General features: G+C 68.6%; 19 protein-coding genes. 8 read left to right on the top strand and 11 right to left on the bottom strand.

The genetic code is table 11. From position 1 onward, the window contains the following. Positions 1-66: 66 nt before the first annotated feature. From E5679_RS12485 to speB, 4 genes are all read right to left on the bottom strand, one after another. Positions 67-2151 carry an MDR family MFS transporter gene (locus tag E5679_RS12485; protein WP_138416402.1) on the bottom strand — a complete coding sequence of 695 codons (2085 nt, stop codon included), beginning with the start codon at positions 2149-2151 and terminating at the stop codon, positions 67-69. Between the two features lie 16 nt (positions 2152-2167). Continuing rightward, positions 2168-2668, bottom strand: a complete 501-nt coding sequence (locus E5679_RS12490) for a MarR family winged helix-turn-helix transcriptional regulator (protein ID WP_138416306.1) — start codon at positions 2666-2668, stop codon at positions 2168-2170. Between the two features lie 171 nt (positions 2669-2839). Then, positions 2840-4546 (bottom strand): thiamine pyrophosphate-binding protein, encoded by a 1707-nt coding sequence (locus E5679_RS12495; RefSeq protein ID WP_138416308.1) that lies wholly within the window; start codon positions 4544-4546, stop codon positions 2840-2842. After that, entirely contained in the window at positions 4543-5571 is a 1029-nt protein-coding gene (gene speB, locus E5679_RS12500; protein ID WP_138416310.1) for an agmatinase, read from the bottom strand. Before speB ends, E5679_RS12495 begins: the two co-directional genes overlap by 4 nt. Before the next feature lie 206 nt (positions 5572-5777). On the opposite strand from speB, the gene E5679_RS12505 reads away from it, so the two are divergent. Beyond that, entirely contained in the window at positions 5778-7757 is a 1980-nt protein-coding gene (locus E5679_RS12505; protein WP_171042364.1) for an APC family permease, read from the top strand. An 81-nt stretch (positions 7758-7838) separates the two neighbouring features. Here E5679_RS12505 and E5679_RS12510 read toward each other — a convergent pair whose 3' ends face one another. Then, entirely contained in the window at positions 7839-8414 is a 576-nt protein-coding gene (locus tag E5679_RS12510; protein WP_138416312.1) for a helix-turn-helix domain-containing protein, read from the bottom strand. Positions 8415-8469: 55 nt separating this feature from the next. Next, complete coding sequence (locus E5679_RS12515) at positions 8470-9489, bottom strand: zinc-dependent alcohol dehydrogenase family protein (RefSeq protein WP_249336106.1); 1020 nt, start codon at positions 9487-9489, stop codon at positions 8470-8472. A gap of 67 nt (positions 9490-9556) precedes the next feature. Between E5679_RS12515 and E5679_RS12520 the strand changes: the two genes are divergently transcribed. Both E5679_RS12520 and E5679_RS12525 read left to right on the top strand, forming a co-directional pair. Next, the gene (locus E5679_RS12520) at positions 9557-11074 is read left to right on the top strand and encodes a sodium:solute symporter family protein (RefSeq protein WP_138416314.1); all 1518 of its coding nucleotides are present in this window, start codon (positions 9557-9559) and stop codon (positions 11072-11074) included. Between the two features lie 190 nt (positions 11075-11264). Further along, entirely contained in the window at positions 11265-12371 is a 1107-nt protein-coding gene (locus E5679_RS12525; RefSeq protein WP_138416316.1) for a VIT1/CCC1 transporter family protein, read from the top strand. Here E5679_RS12525 and E5679_RS12530 read toward each other — a convergent pair. Beyond that, positions 12368-13276 (bottom strand): LysR family transcriptional regulator, encoded by a 909-nt coding sequence (locus E5679_RS12530; RefSeq protein WP_138416318.1) that lies wholly within the window; start codon positions 13274-13276, stop codon positions 12368-12370. The genes E5679_RS12525 and E5679_RS12530 overlap by 4 nt on opposite strands. Before the next feature lie 108 nt (positions 13277-13384). Here E5679_RS12530 and E5679_RS12535 point away from each other — a divergent pair, with 108 nt between their 5' ends. Continuing rightward, complete coding sequence (locus E5679_RS12535; RefSeq protein ID WP_138416320.1) at positions 13385-14407, top strand: MBL fold metallo-hydrolase; 1023 nt, start codon at positions 13385-13387, stop codon at positions 14405-14407. Between the two features lie 39 nt (positions 14408-14446). Next, complete coding sequence (locus tag E5679_RS12540; protein ID WP_138416322.1) at positions 14447-15763, top strand: MFS transporter; 1317 nt, start codon at positions 14447-14449, stop codon at positions 15761-15763. Between the two features lie 99 nt (positions 15764-15862). Here E5679_RS12540 and E5679_RS12545 read toward each other — a convergent pair whose 3' ends face one another. From E5679_RS12545 to E5679_RS12560, 4 genes are all read right to left on the bottom strand, one after another. After that, entirely contained in the window at positions 15863-16990 is a 1128-nt protein-coding gene (locus tag E5679_RS12545) for an LOG family protein (RefSeq protein ID WP_138416324.1), read from the bottom strand. Between the two features lie 170 nt (positions 16991-17160). Then, entirely contained in the window at positions 17161-18114 is a 954-nt protein-coding gene (add, locus tag E5679_RS12550; RefSeq protein WP_138416326.1) for an adenosine deaminase, read from the bottom strand. A 25-nt stretch (positions 18115-18139) separates the two neighbouring features. Next, positions 18140-19306 (bottom strand): N-methyl-L-tryptophan oxidase, encoded by a 1167-nt coding sequence (gene solA / locus E5679_RS12555; protein ID WP_138416328.1) that lies wholly within the window; start codon positions 19304-19306, stop codon positions 18140-18142. Positions 19307-19381: 75 nt separating this feature from the next. After that, entirely contained in the window at positions 19382-20929 is a 1548-nt protein-coding gene (locus E5679_RS12560; protein ID WP_138416330.1) for a succinic semialdehyde dehydrogenase, read from the bottom strand. Between the two features lie 326 nt (positions 20930-21255). Between E5679_RS12560 and E5679_RS12565 the strand changes: the two genes are divergently transcribed. The 3 genes from E5679_RS12565 to E5679_RS12575 are packed head-to-tail and all read left to right on the top strand — an operon-like array spanning position 21256 to position 23860. Beyond that, complete coding sequence (locus E5679_RS12565; RefSeq protein WP_171042365.1) at positions 21256-22161, top strand: transporter substrate-binding domain-containing protein; 906 nt, start codon at positions 21256-21258, stop codon at positions 22159-22161. A gap of 14 nt (positions 22162-22175) precedes the next feature. Next, positions 22176-23108 (top strand): amino acid ABC transporter permease, encoded by a 933-nt coding sequence (locus E5679_RS12570; RefSeq protein WP_171042366.1) that lies wholly within the window; start codon positions 22176-22178, stop codon positions 23106-23108. After that, positions 23105-23860, top strand: a complete 756-nt coding sequence (locus tag E5679_RS12575; RefSeq protein WP_138416337.1) for an amino acid ABC transporter ATP-binding protein — start codon at positions 23105-23107, stop codon at positions 23858-23860. Before E5679_RS12570 ends, E5679_RS12575 begins: the two co-directional genes overlap by 4 nt. The last annotated feature ends 16 nt before the right edge of the window (positions 23861-23876 follow it).

The following is a 23876-nucleotide window of genomic DNA, read 5'->3' on the forward strand; positions in this document are numbered from 1 at the left end:
AGGCTGCGGACACCTCGTGTCCGCAGCCTCTCGGATGCCTATTTTCGGGCCTCAACCCAAGCCAGATCAGCTCGCGCTATGCCGTCCTCGCGTCGCGATGTACAGCGCTGCTTCCTTCTGAAGCTGCCGCTCCGCGTCCAGCTCACGCTGGATCTCCGCGAGCGTTCCCGCCGCGTTGTCCTGGCGCTCCGCCGTCGCCCGCTGCTGTGCGGCGAGGTCCTGCTGGGCCACGAGCTGGTCGGAGATCCGCGACATGAGGGTGGCGAGCTTGGCCTGCTGCACTGCGAGGAGACGCTGAGTCTCCTGCAGCGCGGCCAGCGTCTCGGCCGTAGTCTGCGGTGCCTCCGCCTCCGACAGCCGCCCTTCGGCGTCGGCGAGCAGGAGCTGGAGCTCGCTGTCCATCTGAGTGCCTTCCTCCAGCTGACTGCCCTCAGAGGAGCGGGCGAGGGCCGCGCGCACCGCTGCCCGGCGCGCGGGGGTCATGCGGGGCGAGTCCGACGACGGCGGGCCAGCAGGCTCGGCGAGGTCGCCGTCGTCGTCAGCTGCCTTGAGTCCGTCCGCAACAACGGCGGGTGCGGGCACGGCGGCGGGCTCGGAGCCGACGTCGACCATCGACTGCGCCACCGACTCCGCTGCCTGCTCGGTCGGCTTGCTGATGTCCACGGTGCGGCGCAGCGGGACCTCCTTGATGAAGAGGACCGCGATGAGCGAGACGATCGCGATGATGCCGGCAATGAGGAACGCCTGCGCGGAGGCGTCGCCGAACGCGCCGCGAACGATCTCCGCGATGGGGCCGGGCATGTCCTTGATGTCCATGCTCGCTCCGGTGCTTGATCCGGCCGGGACCTTGATGCCGTGCGAGGCGAGGCCGCTCGAGATGAGGTCCGTGGAGCGGTTGTTGAGGACCGCACCGAGGACGGACACGCCAACCGCGCCGAAGACGGAGCGGAAGAAGGCGACGGTCGAGCTCGCAGAGCCGATGTCCGCCGCGCGGACCGTGTTCTGGACGCCCAGGACCAGGTTCTGCATCGTCATGCCGAGGCCCAGGCCCAGGACGGCCATGTAGATGCCGGTGAGCCAGAGCTCGGTCGTGTGGTCGATCGTGCCCAGGAGCACCATGCCCACGACCGTGAGAGCCGACCCGAGGATGAGGAACCGCTTCCACTTGCCGAAGCGCGTGATGAGCTGGCCCGAAGCCACGGAGCCTATGAAGTTGCCCGCGATCATCGGGAGGGTCAGGAGACCGGCCTCAGTCGGCGTGGCGCCGCGAGCGACCTGGAAGTACTGGCCGATGAAGGACGAGGACGCGAACATCGCCACGCCGATAGCGGCGGAAGCGACGATGCTGAGGGCCGTGGTGCGCTCGGCGACGATCTTGAGCGGGATGATCGGCTGGGCGACCTTTGCCTCGACAACGAGCAAGAGGATGAGGCCGACGACGGCGCCCCCCACCATGGCGAGGGTCTGCCAGGACCACCAGTCGAAGTAGTCAGCCTTGCCGGCGAACGAGACCCAGATGAGGAGCGTGCTGACGGAAGCGGTGAGGAGCACGGTGCCGAGCCAGTCGATCTTGGCGGGACGGCGGACGTGCTTGATCTTGAGCGTGGCCTGGATGAGGAACAGCGAGATCACCGCGAGCGGCACGCAGACGAAGAACGTCCAGCGCCAGCCGAGCGGCGAGTCCACGATGAACCCGCCCAGAAGCGGGCCGCCCGCGGTGCCGACGGCGAGGACTGCGCCCATGTAGCCGGAGTACTTGCCGCGCTCGCGCGGTGGGATCATGGTGCCGATGATGGCCTGGGCCAGAGCCGTGAGGCCGCCCATGCCGATGCCCTGGACCACGCGGGCGCCGATCATCGACGGAATGTCCTGCGAGAAGCCCGCGACGACCGAGCCGACCACGAAGATCACGATGTTCAGCTGCGTCAGGAGCTTCTTGTTGAAGAGGTCCGCGAGCTTGCCCCAGATCGGCACGGTGACGGCGTTCGCCAGAAGCGCGGCCGTGATCACCCACGCGAAGTCGGTCTGGGTGCCCTTGAGGTCGGCCATGATGGTCGGGAGCGCGTTCGAGACGATGGTGCTCGAGAGGATCGCCGTGAAGAATGCGGCGAGGAGGCCGGTGAGGGCCTCAAGGATCTGACGGTGGCTCATCTGCGGAGCCGCAACATCAGCGTGCTGCAAGGGCTTCCTCCTTCTGGTCGTCGTTCTCAAGGGAGGCGGTCCGGGCCGCCGGCTGGCTGGCCTTCCGCAGGGTGTCGTTGAGGCGCTGCATCGAATCCGTGCACGACATCGCTTCCGATTCCTCCCACCCGGAGAGGAACTCGAGCAGCCGCGCTGTCCGAGCCTCCTCGACCTCGGCGAGCTTCGCCGTGCCGGCCTCCGTGAGCTCGAGCAGCTGGGCGCGCCGGTCTTCCGGATCCGGACGTCGTGCTAAGAGCCCCCGCTCCTGGAGTTCGGCGATGTGCCGGCTCAGCACGGGAGCGCTCACATTGAGCTTCTCGGCGATGTCGACAGCACGGCCGCCGAACTCGCTGATCATGCGGAGCACACCGGCCTCGGCGGCGCCGACCTCGAGTGCCTTGTGCTCATGCGCGAGGCACCGGAGGGTCCGCTGGAGGTCGAAGACAGTGTGAATCAGCGCTCGGGCTGTCTGCGGTTCGACGGGCATGGTCACTTCCCTCGATTGATTGCTTACAGCAACTATATATCCAGATGGTTGCTTAGGCAAACTAATGTGAGGAAGGCCGCTTAAACGCAAGGCCGCTTAAACCACATTGCGCCGTCACGTCCGCGGGGTGTGACCCTGCGGACGTGACGGCGCAACGAAAGGGGCGAGGGGCTACCGCACCTCGAGATGGGTGGGCGCGAACATCTTCAGCTGCGTCTCCACCACGACGACGTTCGGCCCGTCCGCGGCGAAGCCCTCCTCGAGCGCCTGCCGCACCTCCTCGGGAGCGACCTTCCGCGCCGGGACGCCGAACGACTCGGCGAGCTTCACGAAGTCGGGCCGCGCGAGCTCGGTCGCGGTCGCCTTGCCGAAGGCCCCGACCATGTACTCGCGGAGGATGCCGTACCCGCCGTCGTCGACGATGAGCCACGTGACCGGGACATTGTGCTGCCTCGCGGTCGCGAGCTCGCTGATGGAGTACATCGACGAGCCGTCGCCGGAGACCGCGAGGACGCGCGAGGGCTTGCCGATGGTCGCGAGGCCGACGGCTCCGCCAATCGCGGCGGGGAAGCCGTACCCGAGGCCGCCGGCGCCCTGCGCGGAATGGAACTGCCCCTGCCTGGCGTCCCAGCAGCTCCAGCCCCAATAGGCGGCGATGGTCATGTCCCAGAACGTCTGCATGTCGTCGGGAACCGCGGCCCGGATGTCCGCCATGAAGCGGAGCTCCTTGCCGAGATCCTGGGACTCGAGGCGCGCCCGCACCTTGGCGAGCGAATCCGCGACGAGCTGCTCCGGCGTGCGCCCATGCCAGTCGGGCTCGAGCGCCCGGCCGCCGCGCTCCCGATCCAGCGCGGCGCCGAGCGCGGCGTCGAGGGCCGCCAATGCCTGCCCAGCGTCCGCGCGGATGCCGAGGCCGGGGCGGTTGGACTCAAGGACCCGCGGCTCCGCATCGATCTGGATGATCCGGCCCCGCGGCTCGAACGTGAAGTAGTTGGACGTCACCTCGCCCAGCGACGAGCCCACGACAACGAGCACGTCCGCGTCCTCGAGGACGTCCGTCATGTACCGGTCCTCGACCCACGACTGGAGCGAGAGCGGATGCGTCCAGGGGAACGCGCCGTTCCCGCCCGGCGTGCAGATCACGGGGGCGCGGAGACGCTCCGCGATCGCCAGCAGGGACTTCTCGGCGTGGCCCCGCCGCGTCCCCCCGCCCGCGATGATCGCCGGGCGCTTCGCGGAAGCGAGCCACTTGACGGCCTCGCGGACCAGCTCGACGCGCGGGGGGTTGTCGGCCGCGACAGCGAGGGCATCCTCGACGGGAGGAACCATGATCGGGTCGAGGAGGACATTCTGCGGGATCTCCACCCAGACCGGTCCCTGCGGCGACGAGATCGCGTCGGTCCACGCATCCTGGATCGCCGACGGGATGCCCGAGGCGTGCTGGATGAGGCGCTGGCTCTTCGTGACGTTGGCCGCCGAGGCCTTCTGGTCGTCGAGCTGATGCAGCATGCCCTTGCGCCGCGCGCCGAGCCCCTCGAGCGGGATCTGGCTCGCGATCACGACCATGGGCACGCCCGTCGCATACGCCTCCTGGAGGCCGGCGAGGGAGGTCAGCGCGCCGGGGCCGGTCGAGAGGAAGAGGACGCCGACCTCCCCCGTGGCCCGCGAGTAGCCATCGGCGGCGAAGGCCGAGTTGTTCTCGACACGGCTCGAGACGAACTTGAGGTTGCCGCGGCCCATTGCGTCGAACAGGCCGAGCGCATGCTGGCCCGGAATGCCGAAGACGGTCTTCGCGCCGAGCGCCTCGAGCGTCTCGACGACCAGGTCGCCGCCGTTTCGGTACTGATCCCTCTGCTCAGCCGCCGACTGGGCGCTCATTTGGCGCCCGCCGTCGTCCGCTCTCCCGCGGCGCCCTCGCGCTCTGCGCCGACCCCCGCCTTCGGGAGCTCGCTCATCAGGGAGACGAGGTCGTAGGCGACGTGGCTCGCAGCCACGCCGGTGATCTCAGCGTGGTCGTAGGCCGGGGAGACCTCGACGACGTCGGCGCCCACGAGGTTGAGGCCGCGGAGCCCGCGCAGGATCTCGAGGAGCTCGCGGCTCGTGATGCCGCCCGCCTCGGGCGTCCCGGTGCCCGGCGCATGGGCGGGGTCGAGGACGTCGATGTCCACGGAGACGTAGAGCGGCCGGTCGCCAATGCGGTCGCGGAGCTTCGCCACGGTCTCCCGCACGCCCTGGTAGTAGACGTCGGACGAGGTGACGATGCCGAAGCCGAAGCGGCGGTCGTCCTCGAGGTCGCGCTTGCCGTAGAGCGGCCCGCGCGTGCCGACGTGGCTCAACGCGTCCGTGTCGAGGATGCCTTCCTCGACCGCCCGGCGGAACGGCGTGCCGTGGGTGTACTCGGCGCCGAAATAGGTGTCCCACGTGTCGAGATGGGCGTCGAAGTGCAGGAGCGCGACCGGTCCGCCGGCGCGCTCGGAGGCGGCGCGGAGCAGCGGGAGGGCGATGGTGTGGTCGCCGCCGATCGTCAGGAGGCGCGTGCCCTCGGCCGTGAGGTCAAGAGCGTTCTGCTGGATCGTCTCGATGGCCTCGTTGATGTTGAACGGGTTGACGGCCATGTCCCCCGCGTCCGCGACTTGGGCCTCTGCGAACGGCGAGAGGTCGAGCGCGGGGTTGTAGGGGCGGAGCAGGCGGCTCGCCTCGCGCACGTGGTTGGCGCCGAAACGGGCGCCTGGGCGGTAGGAGACGCCGGTGTCGAAAGGAACACCGACGACGGCGACATCGGCGTGCGCGACCTGGTCCAGTCGCGGGAGGCGGGCGAACGTCGCCGCGCCGGCGAAACGCGGAATGCGGGATGAGTCGATCGGGCCGAGATGGTTGTTGTCCTCGATGCGCAGCTCTTCCAAGGTTCCTCCAGAGTTGTTGCTGTTGTGACTCAGACTACAGCAAAGTTTCCCTTTATGCACCCGTTGTTTCCTTCTGGTCCTAATCCGACGGGCTTCCCCGTAGCTCGTCATCTGCGCCACATCGGCATAAGGGATCTATAAAAAGGGGCCGCTTCCACCATGCGACGGCCTACGCTCCCCTGCAGAGCCAGCACAAGCAGGGAGCTATGACCACACTGACCAGGCCTCCGGCCGAACCCTCGAATCGAGGCAACCGCCGCCGCAGCCACAGCTTCCGCACGTGGCTCCTCGAGGGAATGCCGGAGGCTTCCGGCCACCACCCCGGCCCCCACGGCGTTCCAAAAGAGGAGCACAAGCCGTCCGCGTGGTGGAAGGTCATGTGCCTCACCGGCGTCGACTACTTCTCCACCCTCGGCTACCAGCCCGCCATCGCCGCGCTCGCTGCCGGGCTCCTCGCACCGATGGCGACCATCATCCTCGTCGTCGTGACGCTCGCGGGCGCTTTGCCGGTGTACCGCCGCGTGGCACGGGAGAGCCACAAGGGCGAGGGCTCCATCGCGATGCTCGAACGCCTCATGCCGCGCTGGGGCGGGAAGCTCTTCGTGCTCGCGCTGCTCGGCTTCGCCGCCACCGACTTCATGATCACCATGACCCTCTCGGCCGCGGACGCGAGCGCCCACCTCATCGAGAACCCCTTCGCGCCCGAGGCGCTGCACGGGCAGCAGGTGACCATCACGCTCGTCCTCATCGCGGCCCTCGGCGTCGTGTTCCTGCGCGGCTTCCAAGAGGCCATCAATGTGGCCGTCGTGCTGGTCGGGGTGTACCTCGCGCTCAACGCAGTGGTCGTCGTCGTCGGCATCGGGCACATGCTCACGCAGGGCGCCGCCGTCAGTGACTGGTGGAGCGCGCTCACCACGCAGCACAGCGATCCGCTGCTGATGATCGGGATCGCGCTCATCGTCTTCCCGAAGCTCGCCCTCGGCCTCTCCGGCTTCGAGACCGGCGTGGCCGTCATGCCCCAGATCAAGGGCCATCCGAGCGACACCGCGGAGAACCCCGCGGGACGCATCAAGGGCACGCACCAGCTGCTCACCACCGCGGCCGTGATCATGTCCGCGTTCCTCATCACGTCCAGCTTCGTCACAACCGTGCTCATCCCAGCGGCCGAATTCGAGCCGGATGGGAAGGCCAACGGCCGCGCGCTCGCGTACCTCGCCCACCAGTTCCTCGGCGACGGCTTCGGCACGGTGTACGACGTCTCGACGATCGCGATCCTCTGGTTCGCCGGTGCCTCCGCAATGGCCGGACTCCTCAACCTCGTGCCACGCTACCTCCCCCGATACGGCATGGCGCCGGCATGGACCCGGGCCGTCCGGCCGCTCACGCTGGTCTTCACCGCGATCGGCTTCATCATCACCTGGATCTTCAACGCCGACGTCGACGCCCAGGGCGGCGCCTACGCCACCGGCGTGCTGGTGCTCATGACCTCAGCCGCCATCGCCGTCACACTCTCGGCACGGCGGAAGAGGCAGATGGGACGCACGTGGTTCTTCGGCGTTGTCAGCGCCGTGTTCATCTACACGACGATCGCGAACGTCCTCGAACGGCCCGATGGCATCCGGATCGCGGCCCTCTTCATCGTGGGCATCATTGTGGTGAGCTTCGCCTCCCGCGTCCGGCGCTCGTTCGAGCTCCGAGCCACCCTCGTGCGGCTCGACGAGCAGGCGCTCGAATTCCTCACCGGGATGGACCAAGGACCGATCCGCCTCATCGCCCATGAGCCCAAGCGGCTTGACTCCGAGCGCTACCGCGCCAAGCTCGAGCACGCGCGCGCCGCGAACCATCTGCCCGAGTGCGAGGACATCCTGTTCATCGAGGTGGTCGTGGACGACAGCTCCGAGTTCGAACAGGAGCTCGAGGTCCACGGCATCAAGCGGCACGGCTTCAAGGTGCTCGAAGTGCATTCCAACAACGTGCCGAACACCCTCGCAGCCATCCTCCTGCACCTCCGGAACGTCACGGGCCTCATGCCGCACATCTACTTCCGCTGGACAGAGGGAAACCCGATCGTGAACCTCACGAAGTTCCTGTTCTTCGGGGTCGGCGAGATCGCCCCGGTGACGCGCGAGGTGCTCCGCGAGGCCGAGCCGCGGGTGACCGAGCGGCCGTGGGTGCACGTGGGGTGACCCCTCCGCCCTTGATCGAGTGCTCCACAAGTGTCGTTTTGAGCTCCCAGAACGACACTTGTGGAGCAGTCGATGAGGGCGTTATCGGCTCGCGGCGGGCACCAGGACCCACAGCACGGTGGCCGGATCGTCCGTGGGATTGACCCAGGTGTGCGGCTCGCGCCCCGGGAACGTGAGGGTATCCCCGGCGGAGAGCTCGTAGCGGTCGTTCGTCATGATCAGCTCGACTCGTCCGCGGACCACGTGAAGCACGTCCACGTCGCAGTCCACGGCATACAGCTCGGACTCGCCGGTTCCCCGCGGCTCGATCTCGGCCTGGATGATCTGCAGCCGCCGCTCGGAGCGTGCCGTCAGGAGCCGCTCGACGATCCCCTCCCCTCCGAGCGAGATGCGCGGCGCCTCGGTGGACCGGGTCAGGTGGGTCTCCGGGGTCGCGAACAGGTCGCCGATCGGGAGCGAGAGAACTTGGCAGAGTGTCACAAGCGAGGCCACGCTGGGCGAGGATTCGTCACGCTCGACTCGGCTCAGAAAGCCCTTCGAGAGCCCGGCAGCCTCGGCGACCTGCTCGATCGTCATGCGTTGCGCTTCACGCGCCGCGCGGATCCTCGAGCCGATGGCGACGGCGACATTGCTGGGCTCGACGGGGAGGGCTTTCATGCGTCGAGTTTACGACAACGATCGATGCCTATAAGGAAATCCCAAGCCGCATGAATCAATCGACGAGAACCGCCACACCGCTGAACGCCCCCTGCGCAAGGTCGTCGAGGGCACGGTCCGCCTCGGCGAAGGGATAGCGGGTCACACTCGCCCGCAGTCGGAGGCGAGCGGCGAGCCGGAACAGATCCTCTCCGTCCTGCCGGGTGTTGGCCGTCACCGAGGTCAGTCGCCGCTCGCGGAACAGATGGTCCTGATAGTTCAGCGGCGGGATGTCGCTGAGGTGGATTCCCGCGACAGCGAGTGTCCCACCCTGATCGAGCCCGGCCAGCGCGATCGGAACCAGATCGCCCGCGGGCGCGAACAGGATCGACGCATCAAGCGGAACCGGGGGCATTCCGTCGGCGGGACCAGCGGAGGCGGCACCCAGCTCGAGCGCGAGCCGCTGAGCCTCCTCGCCGCGCGTGAGCACATGCACTTCCGCGCCCTGCGCGATGGCGATCTGTGCCGTCAGGTGGGCGCTCGCGCCGAACCCGTAGATCCCGAGCCGGCCGCCGGGAGGCAGTTCGGCGCGCCGGAGAGCGCGGTAGCCGATGATCCCGGCGCAGAGCAGCGGCGCCGCCTGCTCGCTGGGCACCTCTTCGGGAATCCGGTAGGCGTACGACGACGGCACAACAGCACAGCGCGCATACCCGCCATCCGCATCCCACCCCGTGAAGAGGGCGTTCGGGCAGAGGTTCTCGCGGCCGGAGCGGCACCAGCGGCACAAGCCGCAGGTCGACCGGAGCCAGGCGATCCCCACGCGGTCCCCCAGAGCGAAACGCGACGCCCCCTCGCCGAGCGCGGAAACCCGTCCGACCACCTCGTGGCCGGGGATGACGTGCGGCAGGTGCTCGGGCAGGTCCCCGTCGATGATGTGCAGGTCCGTGCGGCAGACTCCGCAGGCCTCGACCTCGACGAGCACCTCCCCCGGCCCCGGCTGGGGAATCGGGCGCTCGACACGCCGTATCCGGCCGGAGCCTCCTGCCCCGACCGTCTCCCACGCAGCCATCGTCACGGATTGACCTGTCGCGTCCATCACATCTACTCTACAAGGCAACACCTGTTGCACCACAGGAATCCCCCTGACCGAGAGACCTACCCCCATGGACGCTAGCGCGATCAACTCGGCCATCGTCATCGCCTATCTCGCCGCGATGCTGGCCTTCGGCTGGTGGGGCAAGAGCCGCACCAAGAACAACAGCGACTACCTCGTCGCGGGCCGCCGCCTCGGCCCCCTCCTCTACACGGGCACCATGGCCGCCGTCGTCCTCGGCGGTGCCTCCACCGTCGGCGGCGTGGGCCTCGGCTACAAGTTCGGCATCTCGGGCATGTGGCTCGTGGTCGCGATCGGCTCCGGAGTGCTCCTCCTGAGCCTCCTCTTCGCTGGGATGATCCAGCGCCTCAAGATCTACACGGTCGCGCAGATGCTGACGCTCCGGTATGGCACGCGCTCGACGCAGACGTCGGGCATCGTCATGCTGGCCTACACCCTCATGCTGTGCGCGACGTCCACGAGCGCCTACGCGACGATCTTCGTGGTCCTGTTCGGCTGGGAGCGCTGGGTCGCGATCGCCGTGGGCGGCGCCATCGTGCTCGTCTACTCGACGATCGGCGGCATGTGGTCCATCACCCTCGCCGACCAGGTCCAGTTCGTCATCAAGACCGTCGGCGTGTTCCTGCTCATGCTCCCGTTCGTCCTCAACGCAGCGGGCGGCTTCGACGGGATCCGCCAGCGCGTGGACGCCTCGTTCTTCCAGTGGGACGGCATCGGCGTCCAGACGATCATCACGTACTTCGTGGTCTACACCCTTGGCCTCCTCATCGGCCAGGACATCTGGCAGCGCGTGTTCACGGCGAAGACGCCGGGCGTTGCCCGCTGGGGCGGCACGACGGCGGGCATCTACTGCGTGCTCTACGGCCTCGCCGGCGCCGTGATCGGCATGGCGGCCCGCGTCGCGCTGCCGAACATCGACGTCAAGACCCTCGGCAAGGACGTCGTCTACGCGGAGGTCGCCACGCACGTCCTGCCGCTCGTCATCGGCGGCCTCGTCCTCGCCGCAGCCGTCGCGGCCATGATGTCCACCGCCTCGGGCGCCCTGATCGCCGCCGCGACCGTGGCGCGCACTGACGTCGTCCCGTTTGTCGCAAGCTGGTTCGGCCGCAAGGTCACAGTCGAGCACGACCGCAACCCGGAAGAAGACGTGCGCGAGAACCGCTGGTGGGTCCTCGGCCTCGGCGTCGCGGCCATCATCATCGCGATCTTGGTCAAGGACGTGGTCGCGGCCCTGACCATCGCGTACGACATCCTGGTCGGCGGCCTCCTCGTCGCCATCCTCGGCGGCCTCGTCTGGAAGCGGGGCACCGGTCTCGGCGCGGCGGTCTCGATGGGCGTGGGCACGGTGGTCACTCTGGGCACCATGACCTGGCTCGAGATCCATGCCGCGGTTCCGCTCGACGGTATCTACGCGAACGAGCCGATCTACTACGGCCTCATCGCTTCGGCGGTCTCCTACATCGCGGTGTCCCTCCTGACTCCGCGGACGGACGACGGCGTCATGCTCGCCTGGGAGCGCCGGGTCGCCGGAAAGGCGGAAGAGCGGGAGGCAGTCACCGCCGCCTGACGCGCGAAGGCAACAGACGACGGCGGCGAGCGGCCCTAGCGGGCGGCTCCCCGCCGTCGCCGTTCGCCGAGGAAATTACGGCGAGCCGAAGTCTGAAGGTGGGGCGCACCGGCCGAAAAACCGCGGGAATCCGGGCTAGAGTGCTGTGGGCAATGGGGCCCGCGAGAAGCCGCCCACGCCCAGGAGCACCATGTCACCGTCCACCGATCCCCGCCCGCAGCCCACCCCCGCCGACTACCGCCGATGGCGGCAGTACCTCGCCGACGAGAAAGCCGAGGCGGCGCTCTACCGGTCGCTGGCGGAGCGGCGCGAAGGCGAGGAGCGCCAGATCCTCCTGGGGCTCGCGGACGCGGAAGGCCGGCACGAAGCCCACTGGACGGCCCTCCTCGGCGACCAGCTCGGAAGGCCCCGGAGCCCTTCGCTACGCAGCCAGATCCTCGGGTTCTTCGCGCGCCACTTCGGGTCCGTGTTCGTCTTGGCGATGGCGCAGCGCGCCGAGAGCCGCTCCCCCTACTCGACCGACCCGTACGCGACCCCGGCCATGGCCGCCGACGAGCGGATCCACGAGGAGGTCGTGCGCGGTCTCGCGATCCGCGGCCGGACGCGCCTTTCCGGCTCGTTCCGGGCGGCCGTCTTCGGGGCCAATGACGGCCTCGTCAGCAACCTCTCGCTCGTCACGGGCATGGCGGCCTCCGGCGTGTCGAGCCATGTGGTGCTGCTCTCTGGTGTCGCCGGGCTCTTGGCCGGCGCGCTGTCGATGGGCGCGGGCGAGTACATCTCCGTGCGGTCGCAGCGCGAGCTGCTTTCGGCCTCGCGCCCCACGCAGGTCACGCTCACGGCCGCGCCGGCGCTCGACTTGGATCAGAACGAACTCGTCCTCGTCTACAAGGCGCGCGGCATGAGCCAGGCTGCAGCCGAGCACCGGGCCGCGGAGCGCCTGGGCCAGTTCTCATGCGACTGCGATCCGAGTCTTTCGCTCCATCCAGAGCGGGCCGACGAGGAGGACGAGCACGAGGCGATCGGTTCCGCCTGGCAGGCCGCCATCAGCAGCTTCTGCTTCTTCGCCTCGGGGGCGATTGTGCCGATCCTGCCGTTCCTCTTCGGGATGGTCGGGCTGCCCGCGCTGCTTCTGGCCGCCGTGCTCGTGGGCCTCGTGCTGCTCGGGACGGGTGCCGTCGTCGGGCTCCTCGCCGGCGCCTCGCCGTTGTGGCGCGCCATGCGGCAGCTCCTTATCGGCTTCGGCGCCGCCGGCGTGACGTACGTGCTCGGCTGGCTCTTCGGGACCGTGGTCGGCTAGGGATTCTCTCCTGAGGCAAGGCGGCGCGCAGTCTCGATAACGGCGTCGACGCGCGGCGGGCGCCGGGCACCGGGGGCGACGGCAGCCACGACGCCGTTGGCGGGCACGTCATCGGCCACCGGGACGAGCACCACGCCGGACGCCGCGAACAAGTGCTCCATCCCCCGCCACACATTTGTGACGCTGTACGCGAGGCCGCTTGAGACGAGCCCTCGGATCGTCTCCGCGACGACGCTCCTCCACCGGACTCGCGGCTCGACGCCGGCCGACCGCGCCATGGCCAGCACCCGCTCAGCGCTGGGCGGTACGTCGAACAACACTGCGTCCTCCTCCGCGAGGTGCGCGAACCGGAGCGAGGCTCGGCCAGCCAACGAGTGGCCGACAGGGAGCATGAAGTGCGGCCGAGACTCGGCAATCGGGAGGAGGTCCACGCCGGGCACTGCCTGGAGCGAGTAGACGAGCGCGGCATCGAGCTCGCCGGCCGCGACAGCCCGCTGCAGATCCTCGGCGGCCCCCTCGAGAACGTCGACATCGACCTCGGGCCACCGGCGCCCGACCTCGGCCAGGAGACGGGGCATGAGGCGCGGGCTGATCGCGATCATGCAGCCGACGCGAACGCGTCCCCGCATCTCCTCCCAGCCCGACCGGACGGCCCCCGGCACCTCGGCCGCCTCCGCGAGAATGCGACGTGCCCTCGTCCCGAGCGCCTGCCCCGCCGCCGTCGGCACGACGCGTTTGGAACGCGTGCGCAAGAGGAGTTCTACGCCGAGCGCCCGCTCGAGCTGGGCAATCGCCATCGACGCTGCCGCCTGGGAGATGCTGCTGCGCTTGGCGGCGTCGGTCACCGAGCCGGCGTCGAGCACTGCGACGAAGTACTCGAGCTGCCGGAGGGTGAATTCCGCCACCCTGCCTCCTAATCAGCAAAATAGATAAGCGTTGTTGAATTGATTGATTATACAAATGGAGTGGGCCACAGCACACTGGAAACCAAGCCCCGAACGAAGGAGTTTCCCTTGGCTTCCAGCCTCGCCCCCCGCATCGTCACCCTCGGCACGGCGGGCGGTCCCCGCTGGTGGGCCGCCGCCGACTCGGGCGAGCGCACCGGGATCACCACAGCCGTCGTCGTCGGCGACGCGTTCTACCTCGTGGACTGCGGGCAGGGCGCGGGGCGACGGATCGCCCAAGCGGGTCTCGACCTCAAGGACCTCCGCGCGCTGTTCATCACCCACCTCCATTCCGACCACGTCTACGACCTCGCCGGGCTGGGCATCTTCGGCCTCTACGCGCTCCAACACCGGGTCGAGAACCCGGTGCGCATCCTGGGTCCGGGCAACCGCGGCGCGCTGCCACCGGTGTCGTCGCGCGCCGTCGTCGCCCCTTCGCCGCTCGCGCCCGCGAACCCGACGCCGGGCACCCGAGAAATGTTCGAGACGCTCATGGCCGCGCACGCCACCGACCTCAATGACCGCATCCTCGACAGCCTCAAGCCGAGCCCGCTCGAGGTATTCCAAGCCGAGGACATCGCGCTCCCCGAGGGAATCGGCTACCACCCGAACGACAACCCAACCCCTGAGATGGCGCCCTTCGAGGTGTACCGCGACGAGCTCGTGAAGGTCACGGCGATCCTCGTGGAGCACCCGCCGGTCGCGCCGGCGTTCGCGTTCCGCTTCGACACGGCCGAGGGCTCCGTCACGATCTCTGGGGACACCTGCTTCACGCAGAACCTCGTGACGCTCGCCCAGGGCACCGGCCTCCTGCTCCATGAGGCCATCGACTTCGAGTGGGTCGAGCAGCTCTACGGCGACAAGACCGACGACGCGTCCCGCGCCGCGCGGGACCACCACTACAAGTCGCACACGAGCGTGCGCGACGCCGCGAAGGCCGCGGAAGCCGCCGGTGCCCGGCAGCTCGCGCTCCACCACCTCGTTCCCGGCCACGCGCCGGATCGCGTGTGGGAGGAGGCCGCCGAGCACTTCTCCGGGCGCTTCATCCTCCCCCGGGACCTCGACACCATCCCGTTCGGCCGCGAGCACTAATCGACTCTCAGCGCTGAGAGAATAGGACAGGAGAAACCCATGACCGCCCCCACGCAGCTCACCGCGGCCGCAGCGACCGGCTCGCTCAACACGAAGGACATGCGCCGCATCCTCGGCTCGTCCTTCATCGGCAGCGCGATCGAGTACTACGACTTCATGCTGTACGCGACTGCCGCGTCGCTCGTGTTCGACAAGGTGTTCTTCGCGAACCTCGGCCCCGGCTTCGCGCTGTTCGCTTCCTTCGCGACACTCGCGGTCGGGTACATCGCGCGGCCCCTCGGCGGCGTGGTCTTCGGCCACTTCGGCGACATCGTGGGCCGCAAGAAGATGCTCGTCCTCTCAATGCTCATCATGGGTTTCGGGACCGTGGCGATCGGGTTCCTGCCGACGACGGCGCAGGCCGGGATCGTCGCGCCCCTCACGTTGGTGGTCCTGCGGCTCATCCAAGGCGTCGCTGTGGGCGGCGAATGGGGCGGCGCCGCGCTCATGGCGGTCGAGCACGCCCCCGCCGCGCGGCGCGGCTTCGCCGCGGCGTTCGCCAACGCCGGCGGGCCCGCGGGCGCGGTGCTCGGCACGCTCGCCCTCTCACTCTTCGCCGCCCTCTCGGGCAAGGACTTCCTCGTGTGGGGCTGGCGCGTGCCGTTCCTCCTCAGCGCGCTGCTCATTGCCGTCGGCCTGGTGATCCGGCTGAAGGTCTCGGAAACCCCGGCGTTCCAGCGCCTCGAAGCAGCCGGGGCGCAGCGGAAGGTACCGCTCCTCGACGTCCTCCGCCACAACAAGAAGTCCGTGCTGCTCGGCCTCGCCGCCACAACCGCCTTCTACGTGTGCCAGGCGATGACGACCGTGTGGGGCGTGTCCGTGGCAGTGGAAAGCGGCGCCGACAAGAACGGCGTGCTCAACATCAAAGCTGCCGCGGCTGTCCTGACGCTGGTAGTCTGCTTCTACTCCGCCCGTCTGAGTGACCGGATCGGACGCAACCGTGTGCTCATCGGCGCCTCGATCCTGGGGGCCGTGCTCGCGTTCCCCATGCTCTGGCTCATGACGAATGGGACGCTGTGGGGCTTCGGCATCGCGATCGTCCTCGGCAACGGGCTCGTGCAGGGCTTCCTTTACGGCCCGATCGCGGCGTACGTGGCCGAGCAGTTCCCCACGCGGAACCGGTACACCGGCGCCTCGCTGGCCTATCAGGGCGCGTCGATGCTCGGCGCGGGGTTCACGCCCATGATCGTGGCCGGGCTGAGCCTCGCCGCGGGCGGGAGTGTGGGGCTCATCGGGGCCTTCTGGATCGCGATCCTGGCCGCAGCCGCCGTGGCCGTCCGGGTCACGCCCGAGGGCAAGGGCCGCGAGCTCGACTGAGCTTCCCCTTCCCCCGACCTTCCCGTCCCCGCTCCCCCGACTTCCCGTTGCGCCGTCACGTTTTGCAGGGTGCACACCCTGCAAACGTGACGGCGCAAGCTAGGGGGCGAGGACGGCCACCGCCTCCTCGACCGAGTCCACGAGGTGGACCCGGTCGGCCATGCCCCGGCCCGCGGCCAGGCCCTCGAGCAGCGGCCACGCGGGAAGGTCCTCCGTCCAGTGCCGTTTCCCGACGAGGACCATCGGATTGATGGCCTCGGGCGTCGCGTAATAGTTCTCGCACGCGTCCTGGAACACCTCCTGCACGGTCCCGGCGGCGCCGGGCAGGAAGACCACGCCCCCGTTGGCCTTCTCCAGCAGAATCGCCTCCCGGACGGCGTTCGCGAAATACTTCGCGATGTGGGTCGCGAACAGATTCGGCGGCTCGTGCCCGTAGAACCACGTGGGGATGCCGAGGCTGGGCGTCCCCTCGGGGTGCAGGCCGACGACGGCGAGCGCCGCCCGAGCCCACGCGCTGACCGAGGGGCGGAAGCCGGGGACGACGGCGAGGCGACGGAGGGCCTCGTCGAGGGCATCCTCCGGCGCGGCCGAATGGTATGCGCCAAGATTGGCCGCCTCCATCGTCCCCGGACCTCCGCCCGTGGCGACCACGAAGCCCGCCGCAGCGAGTCCGCGCCCGAGGCGGGCGGCGTCGTCGTACGTCTGGCTCCCCCGCAGCGCGGCGTGGCCGCCCATGACGCCGACGATCCGCCGCCCGCGGAAGACTCCGGCGAGCGCGTCGTGGAGGGACTCGCCGATGTGGTGGTCGTGAAGGGCAACGGACAGAGCACCCTCCACGCCGGCCCTCCCCTGCTGCTTGGTCCAGGCGTAGATGAGGGCGTCCGGGGTCTCCTCGTAGGGCCGGAACTCGACCCCCTCGTACAGCTCGGTGCCGCTGTACAGGCCCGGGCGATAGGGGTTGAAGGGGAGCCCGGGGATGGCAGGGAACACGAGGGCCCCGCGGGCGCGAAGGGACTCCTCCATGCCCGGCGACAGCGTGCACCCGAGGAACACCGCACCGGAGGGGTCCATGGCCTTGAGTTCGGCGGAACGGCCGGAGAAGTCGATCGACTGCAGCTGCCACCCGGACATCCGCCGCGCGCCCCGGGCCACGAGCTCGTCGAACTGCTTGAGCGACTCGACGTCTAGCGTCCGCGGCATGGGGGTCAGCGCGGGGGTGGCGTTCATGGGGACAGACTAGCGGCGCCCGGCTCCCCAGGTTCTCCGCCCGGCTCCCCAGATTCTCAGCCGGGCTCCCCAAGTTCACAGGGGCAGTGGACGACGACGGAGGGCGCCAGGGCGGGTGCCGCCGCCGAGGGTGCCGAAAAGGTGGGGAATCCGGCGGAAGAACTGGGGAGCTAGGCGCGGGCAGGGGCGCCTGAGATGAAGGAGGCGGCAACCGAATTGGCAGCCAGAGTCCGGAAGACGTCCGGGTCGAAGCCGAAGGCGTCCCGCAGCGCCTCGAGGTTGTCGTCGAGATAGCCGCCGAAGTATGCGGGGTCGTCGGAGTTGATGGTGACCTTGAGGCCGAGATCGAGCATCTTCGGCAGCGGGTGCTCCTCAATCGAGGGCACAGCACGCAGGCGGACATTCGAGAGGGGGCAAACCGTCAACGGGATCTGCTCGGACCCGAGTCGACGGACGAGTGCGGGGTCCTCGAGCGAGCGGATGCCGTGGTCGATGCGCTCGGCGCCAAGCACGTCCAGTGCCTCCCACACGTAATCCGGCCCGCCTTCCTCGCCGGCGTGGGCCACGACGTGCAACCCGGCGTCGCGGGCCCGCTCGAAGGTCCGGGCGAAGAGCGACGGCGGGTACCCGACCTCCGCGGAATCCAGCCCGAGGCCCAGGATCGGCACGCCGCTGCCCAGAACGTCGTCGAGCATCGCGTCCGCGCTCGCCACCGGCTGGTCCCGCACGACGCAGGCGATGATCCCGCCCGTCACGCCTGCTTCGGCCCCCACGGTGTCCAGCGCCCGATGAACCCCTCGCAGTACGGTCCCCGCGGGTACGCCGCGGGCCGAATGAGCCTGAGGATCCACGAAGAGCTCAACGTGCCCCACGCCTGCCGTCGCGGCTCGGCGCAGGTAGGCGGCGGTGAGCTCGTAGAAGTCGGCTTCGGTGCGCAGCACGCGCATGTTCTCGTAGTAGAGGTCCAAGAACGACTGCAGGTCGCGGAACTCGTAGCGGAGCGCGAGCGAGGCCTCGTCAGGGTCCGCAAGCTCGATCCCATTGGCCCGGGCCCTGTCGAAGATCATGGCCGGCTCAAGGGTTCCTTCGATGTGCACATGCAGCTCGCACCAGTCAGATGCCATGTTGCGCTCCCTTCTGTTGAGCAGGTCAGAGCCGGAAGACCGGCTCGAAGTTCGGGTCCGTGATCGCGGGGCGGCGCAGGGAAAACGGCTCGATCGGGTGCTGGGTAGCGCCCTCCGTCAGCAGCTCCGCGAGGATCTTCCCGACCAGGCTCGCGAACTTGCCCGCATGCCCGGCGCCGTTGAACACCGCGACATGCGGCGCGTGCGGGAGCGCGTCGAGGACGAAGTCGCGGTCGGGGGCCATGTCGTACACGCAGGTCCTGTTGGCGTAGACCGGCCCTGCGGCCGAAGGCAAGTAGCGCTCGAGGAAGCCGCGCAGAATGCCGGCTTCCTCGTCGTCGCCCTCGAAAACACGCCCGCCGCTCTCGATGAACCGCCCGCGCATGTCCCGCGCGAGCTTCACCGCCGGCTCGCCATAGACCGGGAAGCCGTAGAACGCCTGCTCGCCGTGGAAGATCCAGATGGGGAACCTATCGGGCGTAAAATCGCGCAGGTTCTGAGACGTGAAGTAGCTGACCTGCTCCTGCGAGAGCGTGAGCCGGTAGTCGAGGCCCAGATCCGGCATGAGCTCCCCGAGCCAGGACGCCGCCGCGACCACGAGGTTGTCCGCCTCGAAGTCGCCGCGCGGGGTCCTCACCGTGACGCTGCCAGGACGGACGACGACGCCAGTCACCTTTGTGTGCGGCACGAACTCGACGCCGTGGGCCAGGGCGAGCGACGTGTGGGCTGCAACGGACTTTTTGATGTCGATCAGGCCGCCGGCCTCCTGGTACATGCCGGTGACGTCGTCGCCGATCCTCCACTGCGGGTAGCGGGCGCGGATCTCCTCGGCAGTCAGGTCCTCGAACGGGATGCGCTCGGCGGCGAGCGCGGCTCGGTACGCGCCGAGTTCCGCGAGGCTGCTCTCGGACGACGTGGCGAGGTCGAGCCCGCCGGTCTTGACGTAGAGCCGCAGGCCGGACCGCTCCTCGACCTCGCTCCACGCTTCGAACATGGCGGGCGTCAGCTTCGTGTAGTCCGTGCTGTGGTAGGCGTGGCGGATGATGCGGGAGACGTCTCCCGAGGAGTTGAGGGTGTTGACGAGGTCGAACTGCTCGAGCACGAGCACGCGCGCGCCGGGTCGCTGCGAGAGCCAGAAGGCCGCCGCGGAACCGATGGCCCCGGCCCCGATCACGATGTGGGTGTAACCCATGCATCTCCTCTCGCTGGCCCCCCACGAAAGGCGCCCGGACTATCCTCCCAGATGAGACGCCGTCGCCCGCCGTCGTCAGCGGAAGTGGTTGAGGATCCTCGCGGCTCTGGTGAACAGGTTGGCAAACGTCTCGTTGCTCATTCCCGCGAACGGCGCAATGGGCACGCCGCGCTGGACCGCGACGGTCTGCGCCTCGGTGTACTTGAGGAGGCCCTCGGCGCCGTGCCGCCGGCCGAGGCCAGACTCCTTCCAACCGCCCATCGGCGAGCCGTGCGAGGCCCACGCGGCGGAGTAGCCCTCGTTGACGTTGACCATCCCGGCCTCGATCTGCGCCGCGAGCGTCCTGCCGCGGGACGGCGACGTCCAGACGCTTGCGCTGAGGCCGAGGGCGCTGTCGTTGGCGCGGGCGATCGCCTCGTCCGCGGAGGCGATCGGATAGATGGCCACGAGGGGACCGAACGTCTCCTCCCGGAAGAGCGTCGCGTCCTCGGGGACGTCGGTGAGCACGGTCGGCTCGAAGAAGCTCGGTCCGAGGTCCGGCCGGGGCGTGCCTCCGGCGAGGACGCGGGCGCCCTTTGCCACGGCGTCGTCGAGGTGGGCCCGCACCCGGTCGAGCTGCGTGGGCGAGATGATCGAGCCCATGTCGGCCTCCCACGCGGTTCCTGCACCCACCCTCAGCCGCGCGACCGCGTCGAGGAACGACTGGGTGAACGGCTCGCGCACCCTCTCGTGAACGTAGATCCGCTCGGGTCCCACGCACAGCTGGCCCGCGTTCGCAAAGCACGCCCGTGCCGCGCCGGCAGCGGCAGCCGGGAGGTCGGCGTCGTCCATCACGATCAGCGGATTCTTGCCGCCCAGCTCCGCCGAGAAGCCGATGAGCCGCGCCCCGCACTGCTGCGCGAGGAGCCGCCCGGTCTCCGTCGAGCCGGTGAACATCATGAAGTCCACTGCCCCGACGAGTTCGGACCCCACCACCGGCCCGGGTCCCACCACGACTTGCATCAGGCCTTCCGGCAGGCCCGACGCGAGCAGCAGGTCGAGCACCAGCAGCGCGCTGAACGGTGTCTGGTGGTCCGGCTTGACCACGACGGCGTTGCCCGCGAGGAGCGCTGGCACCGAGTCGCTCGCCACGAGGGTGAACGGATAGTTCCACGGCGTGATGACGCCGACAACGCCCTTCGGGTGCCGCAGCTCTGTCGTCTGGGTGAGGACCGGGAACGCGCCCACGTGACGGCGCGGCTTGAGGAGCCTGGCCGCGGTGTGGGCGTAGTACGAGGCCATCATCGAGGCGTCGACGACCTCCTCGAACGCAGCCAGCCGTGACTTGCCCGTCTCAGCCTGGATGACGTCGAGGATCTCGTTCCGCCGATCGAGGACGAGTTCCGCAAAGCGGCGGGCGACAACGGCACGCTCCTTGGGCGGCGTCGTCGCCCAGTGCTTCTGGGCAGAGCGGCCTCGCCGAACCGCCGCCGCCACCTCGCCGGCCGCGGTCTGACGCACGACGGCGTAAGGCTGGCCATCCGCCGGGCGCGTCACCTCGAGCTCGGGGCCGGTTCCTGTGGCGAGTGCGGCGAGGCGTGAGGTGTCCTGGGATACGGGGGACGTCGTCGTCCGGGTGTTCACGCGACGAGCATAACGCTCCGATTTCCCCAGCTTCCGCGGTTGGTTCCGACCGGGTTCCCCAACTTCAATCTGCGGGCGGCCGGAGCGGCGCTCAAACTCGTGCTCTCCACGCCGCCATCTGATCAGAAGCTGGGGAGATCGCTGGCAGGTGCTCCGGAAGTTGGGGAAACCGGAAGCCGGCCGCGCTCAGCAGAGCCTTCAGGGTGCGGCTTGACAGGGTCTAGTGCCCTGAATCACACTATATCTACTGATAGCTGCTATCATACAGTGATAGTCCAGAAGAGGTTGTCCAGCCAATGGCGGCTCTGAACCGAGGAAAGATGTCAATGAAGAGATTGATCCGAAACACCGTGACCGTGGGCGCGGTTGCGTCCCTGGCCCTGCTCATGGGGGCCTGCGGCAACAGCTCGGCCACCGGAACCAGCGGCACCACACCGAACGCGTCGAGCAGCGTTGACCAGAATCTCGCCAAACTCGTCCCGGACGACATTCGTTCCAAAGGGACCCTCGCCGGGGGCGCCTCGTTCGATACGCAGCCGATGAACTTCTACGCCCAGGGAAACAAGCCAGACGGCGTGATCATCGACCTGCTCGACGCGGCGGCTGGCAAGCTGGGCTTGTCGATCAAGTGGTCGCAGATCCCCTATTCCGGCCTTGTCCCGGCCCTGCAATCCAAGCGAGTGGACATCGCGGGAGCCCAGATCAGCAAAACCCCTGAGAACAACGGGGTCGTGAATCTGCTGGCCTTCTCCAACGCGTCCTCAAGCCTCTTGGTCCCCGCGGGGAAGACCTACGCATCGGACACCGACGCCTGCGGAACGCGCTTCGGGCTCACCACAGGGTCCACCGTGAACAAGAACATCGCGGACTCCATCAACAAGGAATGCAAGGACGCGGGAAAGCCCGAACTGCAGTACCTCTACTTCCCGAGCTTCAACGCGGGCTCGGATGCCATCAAGGCGGGCCGGATCGACTCGTTCCTGAACTCGACCCCGCAGATCCAGGTCGCCGTCAAGGCGGACAAGAGCCTCGGCTCGACCTTGGTGGGCAAGCTCGCGTCCCGCGAGACCGGGGTCGCGCTCCCGAAGGAGTACACCCAGCTGACCCAGGCGTTCCAGTCCGCTTTCAACGCCATGATCGCCGACGGCTCGTACAAGAAGATCCTCGACAAGTGGGACCTTGGCACGATGGCCGTTGACAAGGCCGAGATCAACGACCAGATCTCGATGTGATGAAGCAGGCCCTCATGCAATCCTCAGTCAACCCCCCGGCCACCGGGCTCGAACGGCCCGCGGAGGTCCCCGACGTCGTCGCGGTGAAGCGGCATTACGGCCGCTGGGCAGCCGTCGTCGTCCTCGCCGCCATCGCTCTCGGCTCCGCGAAGTCTCTCGCCCAGAACCCGCAGCTCGAATGGGGCGTCGTCGGGCAGTTCCTCTTCGACGGCCAGATCCTCGAAGGGCTCGGCCAGACGCTGCTCCTCTCGGTCGTGTCGATGGTGGTGGCGTCTGCCATCGGGCTCGTGTTCGGATTCTTCCGGCTCAGCGCGAACCCTGTCCTGCGGACCCTGGGCAGCCTCTACGTGTGGGTCTTCCGCAGCGTTCCGGCCCTGATCCAGATCCTCTTCTGGGGCAACCTGGCCCTCTTCGCCCCCCGCCTCGGCATCGGCATCCCCGGGACCGGATGGAGTCTGGTCTCGGCCCCGACCAACGACGTGCTCTCGCCCTTCGCCGCCTCGATCGTGGCCCTCTCGATCGCCAACGGCGCCTATCTGGCCGAGATCATCCGTTCAGGCCTGCTGTCAGTGGACGAGGGCCAGCACCTGGCCTCCTCTGCGCTCGGCCTTACTTGGTGGCAGGCTCAGCGGAAGGTCATCCTCCCCCAGGCCCTGCGGGTCATGATCCCGCCCGCCGGGAACCAGTTCATCACCCTGCTGAAGGAGACCTCCCTCGTCTCAGTCATCGCAGGCGGCGACATCCTCAGCCACGCCGAGAACATCTCCGGCTACAACCTGCGCACCATCGAGCTGCTCATCGTCGCCGCGATCTGGTACCTGGCGGTCACGAGCGCCGCGACCCTGGGACAGAACATCGTCGAACGGCGCACCTCTCGCGGGGCCGGGCAGCAGAAGCGCAAGTCGAAGGCCGAAGCGGCCCGGACGCCGAAGGAGGCATCGCTGTGAGCAGCGTCGACATCGTCAACGTGCACAAGAGCTTCGGGGACAACGAGATCCTCAAGGGCATCGACCTGCAGGTCCGCCAGGGAGAAGTGGTCTGCCTCCTCGGCCCCTCGGGATCCGGCAAGAGCACGCTCCTGCGCTGCGTCAACGGGCTCGTGATGCCGGACAAGGGCCACGTCTCCGTGGGCGGCAACCTGATCGGCCGCAAAGTGCACAACGGGAAGCTCCATGACCTGAGCGGCAAGGAGGCCTCGACCCAGCGCGAGCGCATCGGCATGGTCTTCCAGCAGTTCAACCTCTTCCCGCACCTGGACGTCCGGGACAACCTGATGCTCGGCCCCCGAGCCCTCAAGCTCGGCGGCAAAGCCGAGCTCGAGGACAAGGCGCGCCACCTGCTCGGCAAGGTGGGGCTCGCCAACCGGGCCGCGGCCTACCCGTCCCAGCTCTCCGGCGGACAGCAGCAGCGCGTAGCGATCGCCCGTGCGCTGATGATGGAACCCGATCTGATGCTCTTCGACGAGCCCACCTCCGCCCTCGATCCCGAGCTGGTGGGCGAGGTCCTGGACACCATGCGGTCCCTCGCACAGGACGGCATGACGATGATCGTCGTCACCCACGAGATGGCGTTCGCCCGTCAGGTTGCCGACCGGGTCGTCTTCATGGCCGACGGCCGCATCGTCGAGGACACCACCCCGCACCTGTTCTTCGACAGCCCGGAGACGGAGCGAGCCCGCGCCTTCCTCCGTCTGGCCTGATACCAGCCTGCACTAT

Source organism: Sinomonas gamaensis, from assembly GCF_005876955.1.
Lineage (GTDB): Bacteria > Actinomycetota > Actinomycetes > Actinomycetales > Micrococcaceae > Sinomonas > Sinomonas gamaensis.